This window comes from Sinorhizobium fredii, assembly GCF_002944405.1.
GTDB lineage: Bacteria > Pseudomonadota > Alphaproteobacteria > Rhizobiales > Rhizobiaceae > Sinorhizobium > Sinorhizobium fredii_C.
On sequence record NZ_CP024307.1, the window covers coordinates 1,910,499 to 1,929,578 of the forward strand.

Annotated in this window: 19 protein-coding genes and 1 tRNA gene; 7 read left to right on the plus strand and 13 right to left on the minus strand. The window is 62.0% G+C overall.

What is annotated here, in order from left to right:
• Positions 1–80: 80 nt before the first annotated feature.
• From NXT3_RS09525 to NXT3_RS09560, 9 genes are all read right to left on the minus strand, one after another.
• Positions 81–599: a hypothetical protein gene (locus NXT3_RS09525; RefSeq protein ID WP_158665335.1), complete on the minus strand. Its 519-nt coding sequence runs from the start codon at positions 597–599 to the stop codon at positions 81–83.
• Positions 600–759: 160 nt separating this feature from the next.
• Complete coding sequence (locus NXT3_RS09530) at positions 760–1,059, minus strand: hypothetical protein (RefSeq protein ID WP_104839243.1); 300 nt, start codon at positions 1,057–1,059, stop codon at positions 760–762.
• A 506-nt stretch (positions 1,060–1,565) separates the two neighbouring features.
• Positions 1,566–2,276 (minus strand): transcriptional repressor LexA, encoded by a 711-nt coding sequence (lexA, locus tag NXT3_RS09535; protein ID WP_097525044.1) that lies wholly within the window; start codon positions 2,274–2,276, stop codon positions 1,566–1,568.
• Between the two features lie 234 nt (positions 2,277–2,510).
• Positions 2,511–2,678, minus strand: a complete 168-nt coding sequence (locus NXT3_RS31945; RefSeq protein WP_086022770.1) for a hypothetical protein — start codon at positions 2,676–2,678, stop codon at positions 2,511–2,513.
• A gap of 312 nt (positions 2,679–2,990) precedes the next feature.
• Positions 2,991–3,066: transfer RNA gene (locus NXT3_RS09540), tRNA-Ala, on the minus strand.
• 87 nt (positions 3,067–3,153) lie between these two features.
• Positions 3,154–3,924, minus strand: coding sequence for a sugar phosphate isomerase/epimerase family protein (locus NXT3_RS09545; RefSeq protein ID WP_104839244.1), 771 nt, complete (start codon positions 3,922–3,924; stop codon positions 3,154–3,156).
• Entirely contained in the window at positions 3,921–4,931 is a 1,011-nt protein-coding gene (locus NXT3_RS09550) for a hydroxyacid dehydrogenase (RefSeq protein WP_097524783.1), read from the minus strand. Before NXT3_RS09550 ends, NXT3_RS09545 begins: the two co-directional genes overlap by 4 nt.
• Entirely contained in the window at positions 4,928–6,781 is a 1,854-nt protein-coding gene (locus tag NXT3_RS09555) for a DUF2264 domain-containing protein (RefSeq protein WP_104839245.1), read from the minus strand. The genes NXT3_RS09550 and NXT3_RS09555 overlap by 4 nt, the downstream gene beginning before the upstream one ends.
• Positions 6,778–7,806, minus strand: coding sequence for a LacI family DNA-binding transcriptional regulator (locus NXT3_RS09560; RefSeq protein WP_097524785.1), 1,029 nt, complete (start codon positions 7,804–7,806; stop codon positions 6,778–6,780). Before NXT3_RS09560 ends, NXT3_RS09555 begins: the two co-directional genes overlap by 4 nt.
• 143 nt (positions 7,807–7,949) lie before the next feature.
• Between NXT3_RS09560 and NXT3_RS09565 the strand changes: the two genes are divergently transcribed.
• Complete coding sequence (locus tag NXT3_RS09565; protein WP_097524786.1) at positions 7,950–9,236, plus strand: ABC transporter substrate-binding protein; 1,287 nt, start codon at positions 7,950–7,952, stop codon at positions 9,234–9,236.
• Positions 9,237–9,304: 68 nt separating this feature from the next.
• Here the strand turns inward: NXT3_RS09565 and NXT3_RS09570 are convergent, their stop codons facing one another.
• Positions 9,305–10,198: a LysR substrate-binding domain-containing protein gene (locus NXT3_RS09570; RefSeq protein WP_037422042.1), complete on the minus strand. Its 894-nt coding sequence runs from the start codon at positions 10,196–10,198 to the stop codon at positions 9,305–9,307.
• 229 nt (positions 10,199–10,427) lie between these two features.
• Between NXT3_RS09570 and NXT3_RS09575 the strand changes: the two genes are divergently transcribed.
• The 5 genes from NXT3_RS09575 to NXT3_RS09595 are packed head-to-tail and all read left to right on the plus strand — an operon-like array spanning position 10,428 to position 15,682.
• Positions 10,428–11,426: an ABC transporter substrate-binding protein gene (locus NXT3_RS09575; RefSeq protein ID WP_050988304.1), complete on the plus strand. Its 999-nt coding sequence runs from the start codon at positions 10,428–10,430 to the stop codon at positions 11,424–11,426.
• A gap of 38 nt (positions 11,427–11,464) precedes the next feature.
• A complete protein-coding gene (locus NXT3_RS09580; protein ID WP_104839246.1) occupies positions 11,465–12,826 on the plus strand; it encodes an MATE family efflux transporter in 1,362 nt (453 codons plus the stop codon).
• On the plus strand, positions 12,823–13,833 hold the full coding sequence (locus NXT3_RS09585) for a FecCD family ABC transporter permease (RefSeq protein WP_037422048.1): 1,011 nt from the start codon (positions 12,823–12,825) through the stop codon (positions 13,831–13,833). The genes NXT3_RS09580 and NXT3_RS09585 overlap by 4 nt, the downstream gene beginning before the upstream one ends.
• Positions 13,830–14,867, plus strand: a complete 1,038-nt coding sequence (locus tag NXT3_RS09590; RefSeq protein ID WP_097524788.1) for a FecCD family ABC transporter permease — start codon at positions 13,830–13,832, stop codon at positions 14,865–14,867. The genes NXT3_RS09585 and NXT3_RS09590 overlap by 4 nt, the downstream gene beginning before the upstream one ends.
• A gap of 8 nt (positions 14,868–14,875) precedes the next feature.
• The gene (locus NXT3_RS09595) at positions 14,876–15,682 is read left to right on the plus strand and encodes an ABC transporter ATP-binding protein (RefSeq protein WP_097524789.1); all 807 of its coding nucleotides are present in this window, start codon (positions 14,876–14,878) and stop codon (positions 15,680–15,682) included.
• A 22-nt stretch (positions 15,683–15,704) separates the two neighbouring features.
• Here the strand turns inward: NXT3_RS09595 and NXT3_RS09600 are convergent, their stop codons facing one another.
• Positions 15,705–16,259: an RBBP9/YdeN family alpha/beta hydrolase gene (locus NXT3_RS09600; RefSeq protein ID WP_037422273.1), complete on the minus strand. Its 555-nt coding sequence runs from the start codon at positions 16,257–16,259 to the stop codon at positions 15,705–15,707.
• 160 nt (positions 16,260–16,419) lie between these two features.
• On the opposite strand from NXT3_RS09600, the gene NXT3_RS09605 reads away from it, so the two are divergent.
• Positions 16,420–17,229: a DUF2189 domain-containing protein gene (locus tag NXT3_RS09605; RefSeq protein WP_097524790.1), complete on the plus strand. Its 810-nt coding sequence runs from the start codon at positions 16,420–16,422 to the stop codon at positions 17,227–17,229.
• Positions 17,230–17,268: 39 nt separating this feature from the next.
• Here NXT3_RS09605 and NXT3_RS09610 read toward each other — a convergent pair whose 3' ends face one another.
• Both NXT3_RS09610 and purB read right to left on the minus strand, forming a co-directional pair.
• Complete coding sequence (locus NXT3_RS09610; protein WP_097525045.1) at positions 17,269–17,574, minus strand: PilZ domain-containing protein; 306 nt, start codon at positions 17,572–17,574, stop codon at positions 17,269–17,271.
• A gap of 133 nt (positions 17,575–17,707) precedes the next feature.
• The gene (gene purB, locus NXT3_RS09615; protein WP_097524791.1) at positions 17,708–19,015 is read right to left on the minus strand and encodes an adenylosuccinate lyase; all 1,308 of its coding nucleotides are present in this window, start codon (positions 19,013–19,015) and stop codon (positions 17,708–17,710) included.
• Between the last annotated feature and the right edge of the window lie 65 nt (positions 19,016–19,080).

Consider the following 19,080-nt stretch of genomic DNA (forward strand, 5'->3'; position numbering starts at 1 on the left):
CGAGGTCATACATGTCCTCGCGAGCGTTCTCTGCCACATAGCCAAGCGTTCTCTCCGATATGCGCTGGTCGCCTTGCGGTTCAGCCAATATTGAAGTGCTTGGAGACATAATCTTCCACCTTTTCACCATAAATAGGGGGATGCCCCGGAAATAGGGAATCCCATTCTTGCCTGCATAGTTGTGCTGCCGCTCGAAAGTCCAAGCCTGCTCGCGGCATCCATTTGAGCAACACCAAGATGTCTGGCTCGGCAAATCCGCCAAAAACTCGGATGGCGGGCTGCGGGTCTCGGATCCGAACGTCGACGATCCCCAGAAGTACGGGGTCCACCCTTGCTATTGTGCAACTGGCGTCTTTGTCGTGCGGGTCCATGCCAAACGTCACATAGGACCCGTTTGAGATGCGCTCCAAGACAGATAATGTCCTACCGGAAAGCCTGGCGAACCGGCCGTCGACACCATCTCCGTCCACGAATTGCTGCACTTCTTTTCCAAGAAAAATGTGCCTCTGGACCAAATAGGACGGACGGGCGGGAACAAGTAAGCGCAGCGTCTCATCGGGGTTCTCGCAGTGTGTTTTTATTACCTCGCTTATTGACATATATGTCAACACATCCCCGTCAACAAATTATTAATTTTTGAAATCATCAACCCTTCGTGATGTTCACGAGCGTTGCAATATGCGCACAACCATTCGTTAGACGGCTGATTGAAGCGATCTTTGTCTCAGAGTCAACAGCCGCTGGCTCCGCCGGAGGCGCTCAGGGACGCTCGCTGTGTTGCTGCTCCACTTGATCGGCATATCCTTCAGCGGCCGGCCTTGGCGTGAACATGTAGATCAGGTCGTCGCATCCGAGCCCGCATCTCTGGTGCTCTCTCAGCTGCGTCCTGCGCTCACAGCTCTGGCCGATCAGGTTTATAAAGTCGCGGATAGGCATGTCGGCGCCGTGCTTTTCGATCAGCCGAGCGACGTTGTAGCGGCCCTTTCGCCCGCACTGCGAACAGGTCAGAACCATCTGGGGGAGGGTGAATTCGGCGAGTGTTCGTAGACGTTCAGGCATGCGCGATGCTCCTCGTTTGAGGTTGTCGAATCCCGCATGTCGTGAAGGGCGCCCGCACGCGCCGATGAGCAATTATCCTCGGTTTTCCGTTTCTGAAAAGTCGAGATTCCTCTGAAAAATCAATGGTGCAAAAACGGCAAAAAACGAGGCGCTTTTGGACCTGTTTTTCAGAAACGACATTGATTTTATTGGAAGTGGAGGGGATTTGCAGTCCTCTGCGTCACCACTCCGCCACGAGGCCTCTCGTGCTCGTAAAATCGAGCGATGGCGGGCGTTTAAAACGAATCCATGTGGAGCGCAAGAGGGAGACGTTCAAAAAAGACGCCCACAAACAGCTTTGAACAGGCCGGAATACGAGAGCGCTTCTTGCCGGTGGCATGGCGGACGCCGAGACCAATAAACGCCGGCCGCAGTAAGCGAGATCACGGAAGGCAAAGAGAACAGTTCTGTCGTCGCGACCGCGCGAAACGACCGCACACAGGATCGGCACAGGAACCCAAATCGGCCTAGTGATAGCGCCGGATCAGACCGACGAGTTTGCCCTGAATTTTCACGCGGTCGGGTCCGAAGATGCGCGTTTCGTAAGCCGGATTCGCCGCTTCCAGTGCGATCGATGCGCCCTTGCGGCGGAATCGCTTCAAGGTTGCCTCCTCGTCGTCGATCAGGGCGACGACGATGTCGCCCGGGCTGGCGGTGCTGGCGTTGCGGATGATCACCGTGTCGCCATCGAGAATGCCCGCCTCGATCATCGAATCGCCCTTGATTTCGAGGGCGTAGTGCTCGCCGCTGCCGATCATCTCGACCGGCACGGAAATCTCGTGCGTATTGTTCTGAATGGCCGAAATCGGCACGCCGGCGGCGATCCGGCCCATGACCGGCACTGTTATAGACGCGCTCTCGACCGGCGGCGTTGGCGCCGGCTTCGGTGCCGGGGGCTTGCCGAGGCTGCCCTCGATGACGCTCGGCGAGAAGCCGCGCCGCGGCTGGGCTGGGCTCGAATAGGCTTCCGGCAGCTTGATGACCTCGAGCGCTCGGGCCCGATTGGGTAGCCGGCGAATGAAACCGCGTTCTTCCAGCGCAGTGATCAGCCGGTGGATGCCCGATTTCGACGCAAGATCGAGCGCATCTTTCATCTCGTCGAAGGAGGGCGGGACCCCGGATTCCTTCATCCGTTCATGAATGAACAGAAGCAATTCCTGTTGCTTGCGGGTCAGCATGCGCGTCACTCCAGATTCGCGAAACAAATCAAGAACAGAAACTATCCGTTCCATATGTGTTCCGCAAGCACTTAATATTCCGTGAACTCATGCGTCGAGGCGCGTCCGCTATCAGGGCGGCACGGACGGTTTGCGGGTTTCGATGGTGGTGAAGACTTGCGTGCGGCAAGCGTCACACATAGGCGAGCGTTTGCTCACCTTTGACGACGCTGTGCATCGTCTTGACAAGCCGTCCTAGTAGGCGAGGCGCAGCCCGCCGGGGCTAAGAACGTCGAAGTCGGGTTCAGGGTAGGGGCCGTACCACTGGGTGTAGGTCGTGTTGCCCGTAGCGCCTGTCGTGGCGCATCCTGAAAGTGTGAGAAGAGCGATTAAGGCGGCGGCGATCAGAGATTTGAGAGGCATGGTAGTCCCCACTTGCGGGAGTTGCCGATATGCAATGATGCCAGGTGCTAAGTCTCTCTCAAATCAGGCTCTTTGGCAAGCGAGGGGCAAGGCGGGAAGACGGCACATCGGGTGGAAAACACCGCTCCCTCTGACTTCGGGTCGCTCGCTTCTTAACGGAATTCGCGTTCGCAATGGGTCTGCTGCGAACACAGTCTGAAGTGGTGGTCGTCCGAGGGTGACGAGCCACGTCGGATCGGCCCGCTACAGAGATGTCGCTGATGTCTTAGCGATGTTCTGTTACCTATGTCTCCGGGTCGGACAAAGGTCGTTTGGTGGAGTCGAAGGGAGTCGAACCCTCGACCTCCGCAGTGCGATTGCGGCGCTCTCCCAACTGAGCTACGACCCCAGCCGTTCACCTATATAGGCGGATTTGAGCGCCCGCGCCAGTCCCTCCCGGCGTCTCGCGTGGGGAGGATCGGGGCCGTCGTGGATGTCACTCGAGGAGAATTTGCTTGAGCGTCGCGGCGTCCTCGATGAAGGCGGCGGGATCGTCATTGGCGACGAATTCCAGCATTGCAAAGCGTCGCCCGGTCCAGCGCGATGCGGGGAGGGCCGTGAGGACGCTTCGCCAATAGTCGGATGCCGATGCCAGGGGAAAACGGTTGCGATTTCGATCCCAGGCGAAGACGTGGACATGAGATACATGCTGACCGATGCGGGCGACCTCTGCGAGCGCCTCGCCGAGCTCCAGCCCGGGCCGCGGCTGCCAATAGAGATAAACATTGTCGTGGGCGATCGCGTCGATCAGGCGGCTTGCCGAGTCGGTCGTGTCCGTCAGCGATCGCGGGTGATATTCCAGCGAGACGGTCACGCGGTGGCGCGCGGCTTCGGCGCCCATGTCGCGGATCGCCTTTGCGGCATCACGTCTTTCGCCTGCGCTGTAGTCCTTTGAATCGCGCCGGCGGGTGCCTGGCCAGATGCGGATATTCGAGGCACCGAGTGCAATCGCGCTCTCGAGCGCACGCCTGAATTCGATGAGGTCGTCAGTCGGTGGCGCGACATAGGATCCGTAGGATGTCGTCAGTTCGGCCCTTGCGCTGAGGAGCCCGACGATCCGGGCGTTGGACGTGTCGCCTGGAGCAATATGAGCGTCGCCTGCCCATTCGATCGCCGCAAGACCGGCGCTCCGGGCTAAGCCGACGATTTTTTCCGGAGGCAAGCTCCTGAAGGTGACGGTGCAGAGCCCCGGTTCGAAATCGCTCATGCAATGCGCTCCAGGTCGTGCTTGCGGACTTCGAACAGCAGCTGCCGGCCTTCCAGAAAGCGCTCGATTTCGTCGACGGCCATTTCGCCGAGCCGCGTCCTCTCAAGTCCGATGGCGCCGGCAATGTGCGGCGTTAGGAAGACGTTCGGCAAATCATAGAAAGGCGACGTTCCTTCCGGCACCTCGGGATCCGTCACGTCGATGACGGCATTGATTGCGCCCGTCTTCAGCCGGTCTATCAGTGCGGCCTCGTCCACGAGCGCACCCCGCGCCGTATTGATCAGTGTCGCACCGTTCTTCATCAGGGACAGCCGCCGCCCGTCGATCATGTGCTGGGTCTCGGGCAGAGAAGGCGCATGCAGCGAGACTATATCCGAATGCGCCATCAGCGTCTCGAGATCGGCTTTTTCGACACCGATAGCCGAAGCGCTTTCTTCCCCGACCAAGGGATCGTAGAGCAGCACCCGATAATCGAAGGGGCGAAGCAGGTCGATCACCCGCCTTCCGATCCGCGAGGCGCCAACGATGCCGATGGTGCGGCGGTAGTTTCCAATAGCCTGCCCCTGCAGCAGCTGGATGCGCTGACGCCCTCTGTCGGCGGCATAAAGGTCGCGGAAGCGAAAAACGTGCTTGCCCGAAAAAATGATTGCCGCCAGCGTGAACTCCGCGACCGGCACGGCGTTGGCTTCGGCCGCATGGCTGACGGTGATTCCTGCATCGAACACGGACAAATCGATCAGGTCCTTGACCGTTCCTGCCGCATGGACGATGAGCCGAAGGCGAGGGGCCGATCGAAGGGCGTTCGCATCGAAGCTCGGGGCGCCCCAGCCGGTCACCAGGATCTCCGCTTCGGCGAGCAAGCGGCTTCCCCGGCCGTCGCCGAAAACGGTCATGGGTTGCCGATCGAGTATGCGAGCGAGACGGTCTATGCGTGCGAAAAGTTCCGGTGTGAGTACGTGTTCCGTCCTTTCGGGCTGCATCGCGAAGGCAATCGCCGGGGGGGTCATGACATGCGTCCCGGCGCTTGCATGGCGCTGACCCTTACGCCCTCTTCGGCGACGGTGCGCAGTTCGGCGATCTTGGGGACAGCGGGCGGACCTTCCCAATCGCCCGACACGGCCGAGATGTCGCGAACGGCCAGCACGGCGCAGCGGAGAATAGTCTCACCGGCGGGGATCGTGCCGCGCAATTGCGGCACCAGGGTCTTTGCGGCGATGAGATTGGTATTGGGCGCCGCCTTCTGTGCCAGACCTTGGCGCGTGACTGTCGAGCCGAGGTCGTGGATTCCGCTGAAGTCCTCTTTGCCGATGGCATAGGCCCAACCCGCCTGTGCGGAAAGTGTATCGGCTTCGAAGTCCCGTCTGGCAATGGCAAAGCCGCCCTCGGCAGTTTCAAGCGGCCGCGGCGTCGTGATCCTGTGCACCCGGACATGCCAGGGCGTGGCCGGCAGCAGCCAGGTCTCGACGGAGACGTCCGGCCAGGGCGACCACCTCGCAAAGAGCACGTTACCGGCAAGCCGTGCTTCCTCGTTCGCCTCGCGCACACGGTAGTGAATGCCGTCGTCGCTGAAGGCCAGCATCGAATCGAAGGAGCCTCCGCTGAAGGCCCGCTCGTCGCTCTCGACGCTGAAGCCGTAACGCGTCGAGTAGGCGAATTTCGCGTATTTTTCCGAGCCGAACCGCATTTGCCGGTTCTCCTGCCCGGAGGAAAGCGCCACGACGTCGCCCTTGGCGGGCATCATCACCATGCCAGGATGGGGGAGCGCCACCGGGTTGGGCGACGGGCTCGGGGCCGTTTCCTGGGAAGTCCAGAACGGATGGTTCTTGGAAACAGCGAGCGGCAGGAAGGCCTTGAACGCCCAGTAGGGAGAGCCCGCTGAATTGTAGTTTTCCGACATCAACAGGTTCGGATAGCCGTAACCGACCGACAGCACGCCGTCCCGATGGGTGATCGGTTTGTCCGCCCACCATCTGAGGTGGCGAAGGCAAAGGCCCTTGATCTCGCCCCAGGGCAGCGCCTCGAGATCGGCAAAGGCGAGCGCCGACCAGAAGCTGGCGCAGGCGAAGCGATAGGTGAGGCTGCGGCCGAAGGGGACGGTCGCTCCGTCCTCGGCGAACCAGTGGCGAAAATCCTGGGCAAAGGCCAGCGCACGCTCGCGATAGCGCCTGGCATAGTCATCCTCGACGAGGCGCGAATAGATGAGGCCGTAGAAGTGCATCGCAAACGGGATGTAATGGTCGACACGCCGCACATTGCCGTCCCGATACCATCCGTCCGCTATGTAAAATCCGTCGAGTTCCGAGAGATAGGCATCGGTCAGGCTGCGGTCGTAGTCGATACCGAGCCGATCGAGTGCGATGTCGACGAGGATACGGAAGAACTTCCAATTGTTTTCGGCATAATCGAACTCTCGCGCCCGGAGCAGATAGGTGACGAGGTTGTCTCTTGCCCGGCCGCTTAGCGGGTCCCACAGTTTCTCCGGGATCAGGGCAAGGGTGAAGCCGAGGGCGGCGAGTTCGACCATGCGCTGGTCGCGGTTGCCGACATTGCCCCAGAACTCCGGATGGTTCGGGTCGGTGCCGTTTGCGATGCCCTCGACATAGCGGCGCCAATGGGGGAAATCGCCGCCGGCGGCGGCAAACGGTGCAAGCCCCCAAAGCGGCCGCGCGAAGCCCTCGAGATCGGCTGCGGCCCGGTCGAAGTGGGCGGCGGCGGCATCGAGGCGGACGCGCGCGTTCCCTTTTGAAAAATACGGCAACAGCGGATCGAAGAGGCCCAGCAGGGCGTGCTGCATGTCGCTGCGTGTTTCCAGCGGATTGCCGACGAGCGGGTTGGAACTGGCGGGATCATAGGTCATGGGTGCCGTCTCGCCTCCAAGCTTCCGCCGGCGACGGGGAACACCGCGTGCGACACGTGCCGGGCGGGCCTATCGCGATGATGGAGACGGAAGTGCATCATACCGATCGCGTCGCGGCCGAGGGCCACGCGGTTGACACGCATCGTCGCGAGCCGTGGATTTGCCATTTCGGCGCAGGGCAGATCGTCGAAGCCGACGATGGCGAAATCCTCGGGAACGCGCCGGCCGAGCTCGGTGACCGCTTCGAGCACGCCGACGGCGAGAAAGTCGTTCATGCAGAACGCAGCCGTGAAGCCGCCGTCCTCGGCAAGGGCGGCGAGCGTCGCCGCATGCGCCTCGACGCTGGAATTGCCCTCGAAGGGCAGGCGGATGACGCGCCCTTCGCCGCCGTCCGCCGAAGCGATTGCCGCCTCGAAGCCGCGAACACGTTCACGGATCGTATGCCGATGCGATCCGGTCAGGTGAAGGATGCGGCGATGGCCTGCCTCAAGCAATCGCCGGGTCGCCGCATAGGCGCCGTGGAAGTTTGCGGGCGAGATGCCGTCGAAACGCATTTGCGGGTCGGTGCCATTGACCAGGATGACCGGCGTGCGACTTTCCTCGAGCCATTTGCAAAGTGCGTCAGCGGGGTCGATCCCGACCAGGAAGAGCCCTTCCGCTTCGACGGATCCCAGGTGTTCCCGGACCGCTTCAGGTGTCGCCTTCGCCTCTCTGGCAAGGCGGATATCGAAAGGCATGCCCAACTTGGCTGCCTCGGACCGCAGACCCTCGACAATCCCCTCGTAAAAGACACTGAGGCCGCCCGTCACGCCATGGCTTGCGATCAGGGCCAAGGCGCCGGGGCTTGTCGCTGGCGGGGCTTTGATCGGATAGCCGATCTCGGAGGCGACCTGGAGGATCTGCCGGCGGACGTCGTCGCTGATGCCCGGCTCGTTCGCAAGGACACGCGAGACGGTGGAAACGGAGACGCCGGCCCGAGTAGCGATGTCGGCCTGCCGCAGTCGTTTGGAAGAAATGTCTGTCATGGCGCAAAGATCGCGCAATTTGTGCAAATTTGCAAGTCGCGAACAAAATCTTGCAAAATCAATTTTCTTGCATAAGCTTTCGCAGAATGGCTTCGCCTGGCGCTGGAGGAGAGCGCGAGGCAGACAACGACAGGAGGAACGGCATGCTACTCAATCGACGTACATTCCTGCTCGGCTCGGCCGGCACGGCCGCTGGTCTTGCACTCGGCGCGACCTCGGCTTTCGCTGCCGAAAACGTGCAGCTCCGCGCCATGTGGTGGGGATCCAACGATCGCTCGAAGCGGACCTTGAGCGTCGCCAAGCTCTTCCAGGAGAAAAATCCGGACATTGCGATCGTTGGCGAGAGCCTGAGCGGCGACGGATACTGGACGAAGCTTGCGACCCAGATGGCCGGCCGTGCTATCGCGGACGTCTTCCAGCTCGAGCCGAGCACGATTTCCGATTACTCCAAGCGCGGCGCCTGCCTTGCTCTTGATCCGTTCATTCCATCGACGTTGGACGTGGATTCGTTCGGCAAGGATGTGCTGAAGCTGACGACTGTGGATGGGAAACTCTGGGGCGTCGGGCTCGGCCTGAATTCCTTCGCACTGTTCTATGACGCCGACGCCTTTGCGAAAGCAGGCATTACACCTCCGGGAGTCGACACCACCTGGAAGGAATATGCCGACATCGCGACCGAGATGACCAAGGCCGCCGGCAAGAAGAACGTCTGGGGCGGGCCATACGGGGCCCGCTACGCATATGTCTTCGATGCGTGGCTGAGGCAGCGCGGCAGCAGCCTCTATACCGAGAGCGGCCTCGGTTTCGGCGTCGAGGAAGCGAAGGAGTGGTATGCCTATTGGGAGGAACTGCGCAAGCGTGGCGGCACCGTCGGCGCCGATATCCAGACGCTCGATCAGAACACGATCGATACGAACTGCCTTTCGCTCGGCTATTCGGCCATGGGCATGGCCTATTCGAACCAGATGGTCGGCTATCAGCTGATCATGAAGAGCAAGCTCGGCATCGGCATGCTGCCGCGCGCGGAGAAGGGCGGCCCCTCCGGGCACTATTACCGGCCGGCATTGATCTGGAGCATCGGCGCGACCACCAAGCATGGCGAACAGGCCGCGAAGTTCATCAATTTCTTCGTCAACGACGCGGAAGCCGGCAAGATCCTCGGTGTCGAGCGAGGCGTGCCGATGTCGCCCAAAGTGCGCGAGGCGATCCTGCCGTCGCTCAATCCGACTGAGGCGGAAACGGTGAAATACATCAATGCGCTCAAGGACCAGGTGGGCAGCTACCCGGCTCCCGCGCCGCTCGGATCGACGGAGTTCGATCAGCGGGTGCTGCGCCCGATCGCCGACGAACTGGCCTTCGAACGCATTTCGGTCGCCGATGCGGCGACGCGTCTGGTCGAGGAGGGCAATGCGACGGTTCGCGCCGGCTGACGCCTGCCAGCACATCGTCTCATCGAGATTTGACGGCGGACGGGCAGGTCGCTCCGGCCGCCGTCCGTTCACTGTTCGCCGCCGGTCTCCCTCCAGGCGGACAGCCAGTCGTTGAAGGCAAGTGCAGACGGCGTTCCCGTCGAAATGGAAATTTCATAGGCCCCGACGATAGGATTGATCGCCGGGCACAAGGCGATCAACTGACCTTCCCGCAATTCCCGCTCGATCAGCGAGGGACTCGCCTGGCCGATGCCGAGCCCCGAGATGCAGGCGTCGATCGACGCCTCGTCGGTGTCGAAGGCGATGCTGCCGCCGCGCGGTTTGAATGCCATCTGCGCCGCGCCGCACCAGCGCTGCCACGACCAGGCATCCGCTGTGTCGAGCAGGAGCGGCAGATCGAGGAGATCCTGCGGCTGGACATGCGGCCCCGAGCCACCGGAGAGCAAGGGAGAGCAGACGGCGATCGACCTGTCGAGCAGGAAGGCGACCGGGAAGTCGGCTTCCGTCGTGCCGCGCCTATAAGTGATGACGACATCGGGCACGCCGGTCGCCCCGAGCGCCAGCGACTGGATGCTGAGATCGACATTCGGGTTGTCTTGACGGTACGAACCGAGACGCGGAATGAGCCAGCGCCGCGCCAACGTTATCGGCGCCTGTATGACCAGGGTTGCCCGGTCAGGCTGCAGCGCACGTGTACCGTTTTCGATCGTCGCGAGAGCGGCGCTGACATGCGCCAGATATTGCCGCCCCGCGTCCGTCAGCGAGATCGCATTGTGGCTTCGATGAAAGAGCGAGACGCCAAGTGCATCCTCCAGCGACTTGATCTGTCTGCTGATTGCGCCGGGCGTGAGGTTCATCTCGCGGGCTGTGAGCGTCAGGCTGCCGGTGCGCGCGGCGCTCGCGAAAGCCGGCAGGGTCGAAAGCGGAGGCAATTTGAAACGCTGCGTTTGAGTAATTCTCATGCCGGCCTGAAAATCTTTCGCTTGCAAATAAGTTGACCATGACTATCCAGATTCCAGCCAGACAGCAACTGATAACTGGAACTCGCCTGCTTTGAAGCCCGTACAGGACATCGCCTGTTCCCGCGACCGCCGCGTGCGAGCCGCGGGGGCGATTGCACGTCACGCAAGCGCGGCCCGTCAGACCGAGCAATCTACTGATTTCAAGAATTCCCATCCGGAGTGACCGTTCATGTTCCCGAGCCCCGCCAAAATCGAGAATCGCGCCGTTCTCGGTCGGTTTCTTGCCGCAAGCCTTGCGCTGTCGGCATGTATCGCAAGTCAATCGCGTGCCGAAGATGCGACCTTCAACGTCATTGACGACCGCGGCGTTGCCGTCTCGGTTCCGGCGAAGCCGAAGCGGATCGCGTCCGTCTCTTATTTTGCCGCGGACGTGGCGCTTGCACTGGGCCTCAAGCCGGTCGCCGCCACCTACATGGTCGAAGGCCGAAGCCCCGATTTCCTCGGCGGCCTTCTCGATGGGGTGAAACAGATCGGTCAACGCGCGACGCCCAATCTCGAACTGCTTGCCGAGGCAAAGCCGGACGTAACCGTCGCGATCCGGCGCTATACGGAAGGCAATGCCGACCAGTATCAGAAGATCGCCCCCTACCTTGCCTACAGCCTCGAGCTTTTTGCCGATAGCGACCGGACCATCGGCCAGCTCGCGACCGTTCTTGGCGAAACCAAGCGCGGGCAGGAATTGAACGCTCAATTCAAGGCAGATCTGGCGGCCTTCGCTGAAAAGGCGCCGAAGGACAAGCACCCGCGCTTCGTCGTGATGTGGGGCGGCGACACGCCATGGGTCTTCCGTTCAGAAAACATGACGGCCGCGATACTCGTCGCCCTCGGCGCAGAGAACATTGCCGGGCAGAACCCGACCCCGTCGGTCCCGGACAATTGGGGCATGGAGATGAGCCTCGAAACCATGCTGGAAAAGGATCCGGAAGTCATTTTCGTCTATGACTACGGTCCGGATCGTCCGCATGAAAACAATCCGATCTGGCAGCAGCTCTCGGCCGTCAAGAACGGGCGGGTCCACTATGTCGGCGATCACTGGGTCGAGGCGCATGGGCCGATTGCCCGCGAGATGGTCCTGCGCGAGGCAGCGAATCTTCTTTACCCGGATGTCTTCCCGGCCATCGACGTCAAGGCCGAGGCTCGCAAGATGATCCCGGCGACCGTCAACTGATCAGTCGGCGGCCGCGAAAAGCGGCCGCCAAACCGGATATGCCTGCCGTGTCGCTTTCTTATCCCACATTCGCCCAGGCGCGCCGCATCGGCGCGCTCGCCATGCCATTGTCCGCCGTGCAGCTGGCGCAGGTCGCCATTTCCACCACGGACATGATCATGCTGGGCTGGGTGGGCGGCACGGCGCTGGCGGCCGGCGCGCTCGGCTTCACTCTGTTCAATTTGCTGCGAACGATGGGCTTCGGCCTCGTCGTCGGCACGTCCAACCTTGTCGCGGAGAACAGCCGCGCTGGTATCTTCCGAGCACATCTTCTCGCGGGGCTTGCCATCGCGACGGGTGCCGCCGCCATAGGTGCGTTGGTTCTGGCTTTCGGCGGCTTTCTTCTTCTTCCCTGGTTCGGGCAGGACGAGGACGTTTCGGAATTTGCGGCGCGCTATCTTCTCTTCGCTGCGCCGGGGCTGTTCCCCTTGTTCTGGTTCTACGCTTACCGTGGCGTCGTCGTCGGCGGACGGCGCGCCAATCTGCTGCTTCTGATCACCCTCGGCACGGTTGTAGTGAACGCCGTGTTTGACTACGGCTTCCTGTTCGGAGCATTCGGCTTGCCCGCGCTCGGTGTTGCTGGTGTCGCCGCGTCGAGCTCGATTTCCTATCTGTTGCAGTTCGTCGCGATCGCGTCGGTCACCCACGGTACGACGCGTTTCATCCGGGAAAAATCCGCAGTGGAGATCGGATCGGCCTTGAGGCGCACTTTGAAGATCGGCGTGCCAACCGCGGGCTCCTATGCCTTCGAGGCGGGATTCACCACGCTGATCGCCCTCATGGCAGGAACCTACGGGGCGGCCGCGCTCGCGGCGCATGCGGCCGTCAACCAGATCATCTATGTCGTATTCATGCTGTCGATCGGCCTTTCGCACGCCACATCCGTCGGCGTCAGTGAGGCGATCGGTGCGCGCGACGGCGCGGGCGCGCTCGGAGCTGGCCGCAGCGGCCTCTGTCTTGGACTTGCGGTAGTTTCGGCCTTTTCGGCCCTGTTGATGCTTTTCCCATCCGAGGTATTGGCTCTTTTTTCCATAAAGCCGGACGGGGACGCTGGTCTGCATGAAATCGCAACCGGGCTTCTTTTCGCAGCGGCGCTTTTTCAGATCTTCGATTTCCTGCAGAACATCGGCATCGGCGCGGTGCGGGGCATCGGCCGCGCCGGGCAGGGGTTCTGGATCACGATCGGTAGCTACTGGATCGTTGGAGCCCCGACTGCATGGCTGGTGGGCTTCCACCTCTACCCGGGCGTGCTCGGCGTCTGGATCGGCATGGGTGCGGGACTGGCCGCGGCAGCCACGGGCATGGTGCTGCTGTTCGAACGGGGCGCCGCTCCTGCTGCTGTTGCGGAGCCGGCGCGATGAGCCTCTCTTCCCGCTCAGCCTTCTTGACTATGATCATCTCGGCAACTGCCTTTGCTGTCGCGGTGGCTGGCCTGGTGATCGGCGCAAAGCCGATGACGCTGGCAGAGGCTTTGACGGCACTCGCCTCTCCCAACCAGGGAACTGATGGCATCATCGTCTGGACCCTCCGCATGCCGCGCAGCATTGCCGCCTTTCTCGCCGGCGGCGCGCTGGCGGTTTCCGGGTTTCTTCTGCAGTCGCTCACCAGGAACCCGTTGGCTGCACCCGACCTGACCGGTGTTTCGTCCGGCGCCGTAGCGGCGATCGTCAGCACCTTCGTCTTCTTCCCGGCCATATCGTCGTTCTATTACCCCGGGATCGGCATGGCCGGCGGGCTAGCGGCAGCCTCCATGACGATCTGGGTTGCGCGCGGCGGTCGGGCCTCGGCCCTCCACACCGCGCTCGGCGGCATTACGGTCGCCTTGTTCCTCAACGCGATCACGACCTACGTGCTCCTCAGGGGCGGTCCGCAATCGCCCTCCGTGCTGTTCTGGTTGTCGGGAGGTTTCCAGGGCAGGTCCTGGCCGCAGATCATGTACATGCTGCCCTGGATAGTTTCCGGCCTGGCGGTGGTGGTCGCCAGTCACCGGGTGATTGGCGTGTTGGCGCTCGGAGACGAGGTCGCCGCAGGCATGGGCGTCAATCTCTCCGTCTGGAAGCCACTCCTGTTGCTCGCAGCGATCGGCCTTGTGGCCGGGGTCACCCCGGTTGCGGGACCTGTCGCCTTTGTCGGGCTGGCGGCGCCGCACCTCGTGAGGCTCCTGCGTCCAAGGGATAGCTTCTGGTCGCTCATGCTCAACCTTGCGATTGGCGGCGGCTTGCTCCTGACGGCCGATGTGCTGGCACGCTCGGTCGCGGCCCCGCGTGAGATCCCGGTCAGCATATTCACTGCGATGATCGGCGGTCCGATTTTCATCTATTTGGCGCAGCGCCGTGAGATCTTCATGGGCAGGGGAGCGCTCGCATGACCCTTGCTACCGCCTCCGCTGCAAGGCCTTTCACCCGCCAGCAGGTCGCCGGCCTGACCCTCGGAGCAATCGGCCTCATCCTTCTTTCGGTCTTCTTTGGTGTCGTGGACCTGCCCGCGGCGGAGATCATGGCGGTACTGACCGGCCATGGATCTGACCAGGGCAACCTCATCATCGCAACGATCCGCATACCGAGGATCGCAACCGGGATACTCGCGGGCATGCATTTCGCCGTTGCCGGCGTGTTGCTGCAATCGATCACCCGCAACCCGCTTGCAGACCCGACGATCATGGGAATCTCACAGGGTGCGACCCTCGCCGTGACGGTCTTCCTGTTCTTCGCCGTTTACCGTCTGAACTCGGATTCCAACACGCTTTATGCTTTGCCTGTCGGCTGGCTGCCACTTGTGGGATGCGGAGGCGGGCTCTTCGGCGGCGCGCTGATCTATGTCCTGGCGCTCGGCAAGGGCTTGAGCGCTTTGCGGCTGACGCTATGCGGCATTGCGATCGGAGCCTTCCTGCATGCGATCGCCATGGGGATCGTCGTTGGATGGGGCAGCGCCCGGATCGAGATCGTCATGCAATGGCTTGCGGGCAGTCTCTATGCCCGGGGCTGGGAGCATGTATTGTTTCTCCTGCCATTCACGATCGCCGGATTCCTGGCGCTCCCATTCGTAGTCCGACCCCTGGCAATGTTACGGTTCGAGGAGGATGCCGCCCGCTCCTTCGGCCTCTCTTACCGCCTGTGGTTCAGCCTCGTATTGGCGATCTCCAGCATGCTGGCGGCAAGTGCCGTCGGCGCGGTCGGCCCGCTGATCTTCGTCGGGCTCGTGGTGCCGCACCTGGCGCGCTTCGTTGCGGGCCGGCATTTCCATCTCGTCCTGCCGCTCGCCGCCCTTATCGGTGCGGCGTTGGTAACGGCCGCCGACCTTGCCGGGCGCCTGATCGGTGGCCCGGAGGAAATTCCGATCGGCGTCGTCACCGCCTTCGCCGGTGCCCCCATTCTCCTTATCCTGTTGCGACGCCACCAGTGAGGACTCCGATGCTCCTGTCCGCAAGAAAGATCTCGGTTCGATATGGCGAACTGACCGTGCTCAGCGACTTTTCCATCGATGTCGCTCCCGGCGAGATCATCGCGCTCATCGGCCCGAACGGTTCCGGCAAGAGCACGGCGCTCCATGCCCTTGCCGGCCTAAACCGGCCCTCATCGGGAAGCACGATGATCGAGGGGCGTACCGTAGACCGGTGGACGAGACGGGAACTGGCGAAAAGATTGTCCTTCCTGCCGCAGGCGCCGCTGGCACCCGAGAACATGACCGTGGAACAACTCGCGCGCCAGGGACGCTTTGCCCATCTCGGCCTCTTCGCCGGCTTCTCCTCGCGAGATCAGCAGGCGGTTTCGTGGGCACTGAAGCAGACGGGGTTGGGCGAGCTTGCCGAACGGCGCCTTGACGCGCTATCCGGCGGCGAACGGCAGCGTGCCTGGATCGCGGCGGCGCTGGCCCAGGAAGCGCGGATACTCCTTCTCGATGAGCCGACTTCCTTCCTCGACATCGGTCACCAGGTCGAGATTCTCGAACTGCTTTGCCGGCTCGCGCGGGAACGCAAGGTGGCGGTCGTCCTCTCCATTCACGATCTCAACCACGCGATGGCGATCGCCGACCGGATCGTGCTCATGACCGGCGGCGAAATTCGCTACAGCGGCGATGCCGTCGCACTTGCGCGAAGCGGTTTGGTCGAAAAGGCCTTTGAGGTCGAAGGTGAATTCCTGCTTGCGCCCGCTGACGGCAGTCCGCCTCATTTCCAGGTGCGGATCGCGGTCAGGAATGCGTCAGCCGCGGCTGCATGAAAGGTTCGGTCGTCCGGCTTGGTCAAGCCTGAAGGCGCGTCAAAAATTGGGCGAAGACCATCGTACCTTCCGGCCAGGGCCCGTGGCCGGACTCGGCGTTGATGTGGCCGGCCTCGCCGGCATCGATGAGCAGCGATCCCCAGGCATTGGCAATGTCGCCCGCCTGCTCGTAGGAGCCGAACGGATCGTTGCGGCTGGCGATCACCAGCGATGGAAACGGCAGCGGGTCGCGCGGATAGGGCCCGAAGGTCATCAGATGCTTCGGACGGACATTCGGGTTTGCGACGTCGGGCGGGGCGACTAGAAAGCCGCCCGCGATCTTCTTCTTGCAATGCGGAATTGCATGAACGGCGGTGGCGATGCCGAGCGAATGGGCGACAATCACCACCGGCTTGGTCGCGGCATTGACCTCTTCGATCATCCGCGCCACCCAATCCTCGCGCACAGGTTTCGACCACTCCGCCTGCACGACGCGGCGCGCCGTTGACAGCTTGCGCTCCCAGCGGCTTTGCCAATGGTCCGGACCGGAGTTGGTATAGCCCGGAACGATCAGGATATGTGCTTCTGAAACCTTCATGATCGCCGCGATTTGGCGACGAAAAGAGCCGAAGTCAAGGCGGAGGCGACAAGGGTTGCATTTTCTGTATAATCCGAGATGGCGGTCGCGGTTCGCAACGGCCATTTTTCGCCGCCGCTGCGAATCCATGGCTGCTCTGGTTCGTTGAGGAGTGTGAGCCATGACAACCTTCCATGTCCTCTCGGGGGCGAACGAAAGCGCCGTTCATCCCGAGATACGAAAGATTGGCATTGCAGATGTGTTCGATGCGCTGCGTCGCGGATTTGACGATTTCCGCGAAAAGCCGTCGCATTATGTTTTTCTGTGTCTCATTTATCCTGTTGCCGGCGTCGTGCTGATGACCTGGAGCGCGGGGGCGAACATGCTGCCGTTGCTCTATCCGCTCGCATCCGGCTTTGCCCTCATCGGGCCTGTCGCGGCCATCGGTCTCTACGAGATCAGCCGGCGCCGCGAACTCGGCATGGACGCGTCATGGCCGCATGCGCTGCGGCTGCACCGCAATCCGGCAATTCCGTCGATCCTGGCGGTGGCGGCCCTGCTGTTCGTCATTTTCGTCGTCTGGCTCCTGGTCGCCCAGGGGCTCTACGTAACGATGTTCGGCGCAGCCCCGCCGAACTCCATCGCCGAATTCTGGAACGGCGTTATCGGTACGGAGCAGGGCTGGAACCTGATCCTCGTCGGCAACGCGGTCGGCTTCGTCTTCGCGGTGATTGTGCTGTCGATCAGCGTCATCACCTTCCCGCTGCTGCTCGACAGGGATGTCGGCGCCTTTACGGCAATCGAGACCTCAGTCCGAGCTACACTCGCCAATCCGGTGCCGGTCGCCCTGTGGGGGTTGATCATTGCCACGGGCCTGGTGATCGGGTCGATCCCGGTTTTCGTCGGCCTGGCGGTGATCATGCCGATCTTTGGGCACGCCACTTGGCATCTCTATCGAAAAATGGTGGAGCCGGCCCAGCCGATCCGTTAGACCGCAAAGCGGGCGGTCGGCCGTTTGGCCGGCCGTCTGCTACCGGAAAAATTTGTAATAAGACGAAATCTGCGCAGCCGTATTCGATGACAGTTTGAGCTTGATGCCGATCCTGTCGCCGCGCGACCAGCGCACGATCCCGGTGAGGAAGCCGAGCTCCTCGCTGCGGATTGTTACTTCCTGGCCCATTCGGGCTCCGATATCGAACAGCAGCTGAAAACAGATACCTTCGTCGGAAAGATCCTTCACGACACCGTTGCTCGAGCCGGTCTTGCAGGTGACCGTGCCGGTAATCTTCGTCTCGTTGCGCGTGGATGCGCGCTGAACGCTCTCCCTAAACGCCATGGCTTCCTCGAACCTCATTGTTTGAGGTTCAGATTCCACGAGAGCGCTAAAGGACGGGCTAATAAAATCGGCCGCATTTGAAGCAAGCGCTCAAATGCGGGCCGATCCGAGGCATTCTTGAGTGGGACGCGGTTCAGACCGTCCCGAAAACCCGGCGGAAAATCGTGTCGACATGCTTGGTGTGATAGCCGAGATCGAACTTCTCGCGAATGTCCTCTTCTGAGAGCGCCGCACGGACTTCCTGGTCCGCCAAGAGTTCCTCCAGGAAGTCTTTGCCTTCCTCCCAGACCTTCATGGCGTTCCGCTGGACGAGCCGATAGGCGTCCTCGCGAGAGACGCCGGCCTGGGTAAGGGCGAGAAGTACCCGCTGCGAATGAACAAGTCCGCGGAACTTGTTCATGTTCTTCAACATGTTGTCCGGGTAGACGAGCAGCTTGTCGATAACCCCGGTCAACCGCGCCAGCGCGAAATCGAGCGTCACCGTCGCGTCCGGCCCGATCATCCGTTCGACCGAGGAATGCGAGATATCGCGCTCATGCCAGAGCGCCACGTTTTCCATGGCCGGAACGACAAAGGCGCGGACCATGCGGGCAAGGCCGGTCAGATTCTCCGTCAGCACCGGATTGCGCTTGTGCGGCATAGCCGAGGAGCCCTTCTGGCCGGGCGAGAAATATTCCTCCGCCTCCAGCACCTCGGTGCGCTGCAAGTGGCGGATTTCCGTTGCAAGCCGCTCGATCGACGAGGCGATGACGCCAAGCGTAGCGAAGTACATGGCGTGGCGGTCGCGCGGGATCACCTGGGTGGAGACCGGCTCGGGCCTCAGGCCGAGCGCCTCTGCGACATGTTCCTCGACGCGCGGATCAATATTCGCGAAGGTGCCGACGGCACCGGAGATGGCGCAGGTGGCAATCTCTTCACGGGCGGCGAGCAGGCGCTCCTTGCAGCGGTCGAATTCCGCATAGGCAAGCGCCAGCTTGACGCCGAAGGTCGTCGGCTCCGCATGAATGCCATGCGAGCGGCCGATCGTCACCGTATCCTTGTGTTCGAAGGCGCGGCGCTTCAGCGCCTCGAGCAGCCTGTCGAGGTCGGCGAGCAGGAGGTCCGTGGCACGGACGAGCTGCACGTTGAAGCAGGTGTCGAGCACGTCCGACGAAGTCATTCCCTGGTGGACGAAGCGGCTGTCCGGACCGACGAATTCGGCAAGATGCGTAAGGAAGGCGATTACGTCGTGCTTGGTGACGGCTTCAATTTCATCGATGCGCGCCACATCGAACTCGGCCGCGCCGCCCTTTTCCCAGATGGTCTTGGCCGCTTCCTTCGGGATCACGCCGATTTCGGCGAGAGCGTCGCAGGCATGCGCCTCGATCTCGAACCAGATGCGGAACTTCGTTTCCGGCGACCAGATGGCCACCATTTCCGGCCGGGAGTAACGGGGGATCATGGGCTCTATGCTTTCAACGTCAGTGGAGGATGGCTGTGCCTCTATCAAAGATGGGACAGAAGCTC

What these genes read in the sequence shown, in the direction of transcription:
- NXT3_RS09525 (WP_158665335.1), bottom strand. Translation starts at nt 599, where the DNA reads ATGTCAATAAGCGAGGTAATAAAAACACACTGCGAGAACCCCGATGAG.
- NXT3_RS09530 (WP_104839243.1), bottom strand. Translation starts at nt 1,059, where the DNA reads ATGCCTGAACGTCTACGAACACTCGCCGAATTCACCCTCCCCCAGATG.
- lexA (WP_097525044.1), bottom strand. Translation starts at nt 2,276, where the DNA reads ATGCTGACCCGCAAGCAACAGGAATTGCTTCTGTTCATTCATGAACGG.
- NXT3_RS31945 (WP_086022770.1), bottom strand. Translation starts at nt 2,678, where the DNA reads ATGCCTCTCAAATCTCTGATCGCCGCCGCCTTAATCGCTCTTCTCACA.
- NXT3_RS09545 (WP_104839244.1), bottom strand. Translation starts at nt 3,924, where the DNA reads ATGAGCGATTTCGAACCGGGGCTCTGCACCGTCACCTTCAGGAGCTTG.
- NXT3_RS09550 (WP_097524783.1), bottom strand. Translation starts at nt 4,931, where the DNA reads ATGACCCCCCCGGCGATTGCCTTCGCGATGCAGCCCGAAAGGACGGAA.
- NXT3_RS09555 (WP_104839245.1), bottom strand. Translation starts at nt 6,781, where the DNA reads ATGACCTATGATCCCGCCAGTTCCAACCCGCTCGTCGGCAATCCGCTG.
- NXT3_RS09560 (WP_097524785.1), bottom strand. Translation starts at nt 7,806, where the DNA reads ATGACAGACATTTCTTCCAAACGACTGCGGCAGGCCGACATCGCTACT.
- NXT3_RS09565 (WP_097524786.1), top strand. Translation starts at nt 7,950, where the DNA reads ATGCTACTCAATCGACGTACATTCCTGCTCGGCTCGGCCGGCACGGCC.
- NXT3_RS09570 (WP_037422042.1), bottom strand. Translation starts at nt 10,198, where the DNA reads ATGAGAATTACTCAAACGCAGCGTTTCAAATTGCCTCCGCTTTCGACC.
- NXT3_RS09575 (WP_050988304.1), top strand. Translation starts at nt 10,428, where the DNA reads ATGTTCCCGAGCCCCGCCAAAATCGAGAATCGCGCCGTTCTCGGTCGG.
- NXT3_RS09580 (WP_104839246.1), top strand. Translation starts at nt 11,465, where the DNA reads ATGCCTGCCGTGTCGCTTTCTTATCCCACATTCGCCCAGGCGCGCCGC.
- NXT3_RS09585 (WP_037422048.1), top strand. Translation starts at nt 12,823, where the DNA reads ATGAGCCTCTCTTCCCGCTCAGCCTTCTTGACTATGATCATCTCGGCA.
- NXT3_RS09590 (WP_097524788.1), top strand. Translation starts at nt 13,830, where the DNA reads ATGACCCTTGCTACCGCCTCCGCTGCAAGGCCTTTCACCCGCCAGCAG.
- NXT3_RS09595 (WP_097524789.1), top strand. Translation starts at nt 14,876, where the DNA reads ATGCTCCTGTCCGCAAGAAAGATCTCGGTTCGATATGGCGAACTGACC.
- NXT3_RS09600 (WP_037422273.1), bottom strand. Translation starts at nt 16,259, where the DNA reads ATGAAGGTTTCAGAAGCACATATCCTGATCGTTCCGGGCTATACCAAC.
- NXT3_RS09605 (WP_097524790.1), top strand. Translation starts at nt 16,420, where the DNA reads ATGACAACCTTCCATGTCCTCTCGGGGGCGAACGAAAGCGCCGTTCAT.
- NXT3_RS09610 (WP_097525045.1), bottom strand. Translation starts at nt 17,574, where the DNA reads ATGGCGTTTAGGGAGAGCGTTCAGCGCGCATCCACGCGCAACGAGACG.
- purB (WP_097524791.1), bottom strand. Translation starts at nt 19,015, where the DNA reads ATGATCCCCCGTTACTCCCGGCCGGAAATGGTGGCCATCTGGTCGCCG.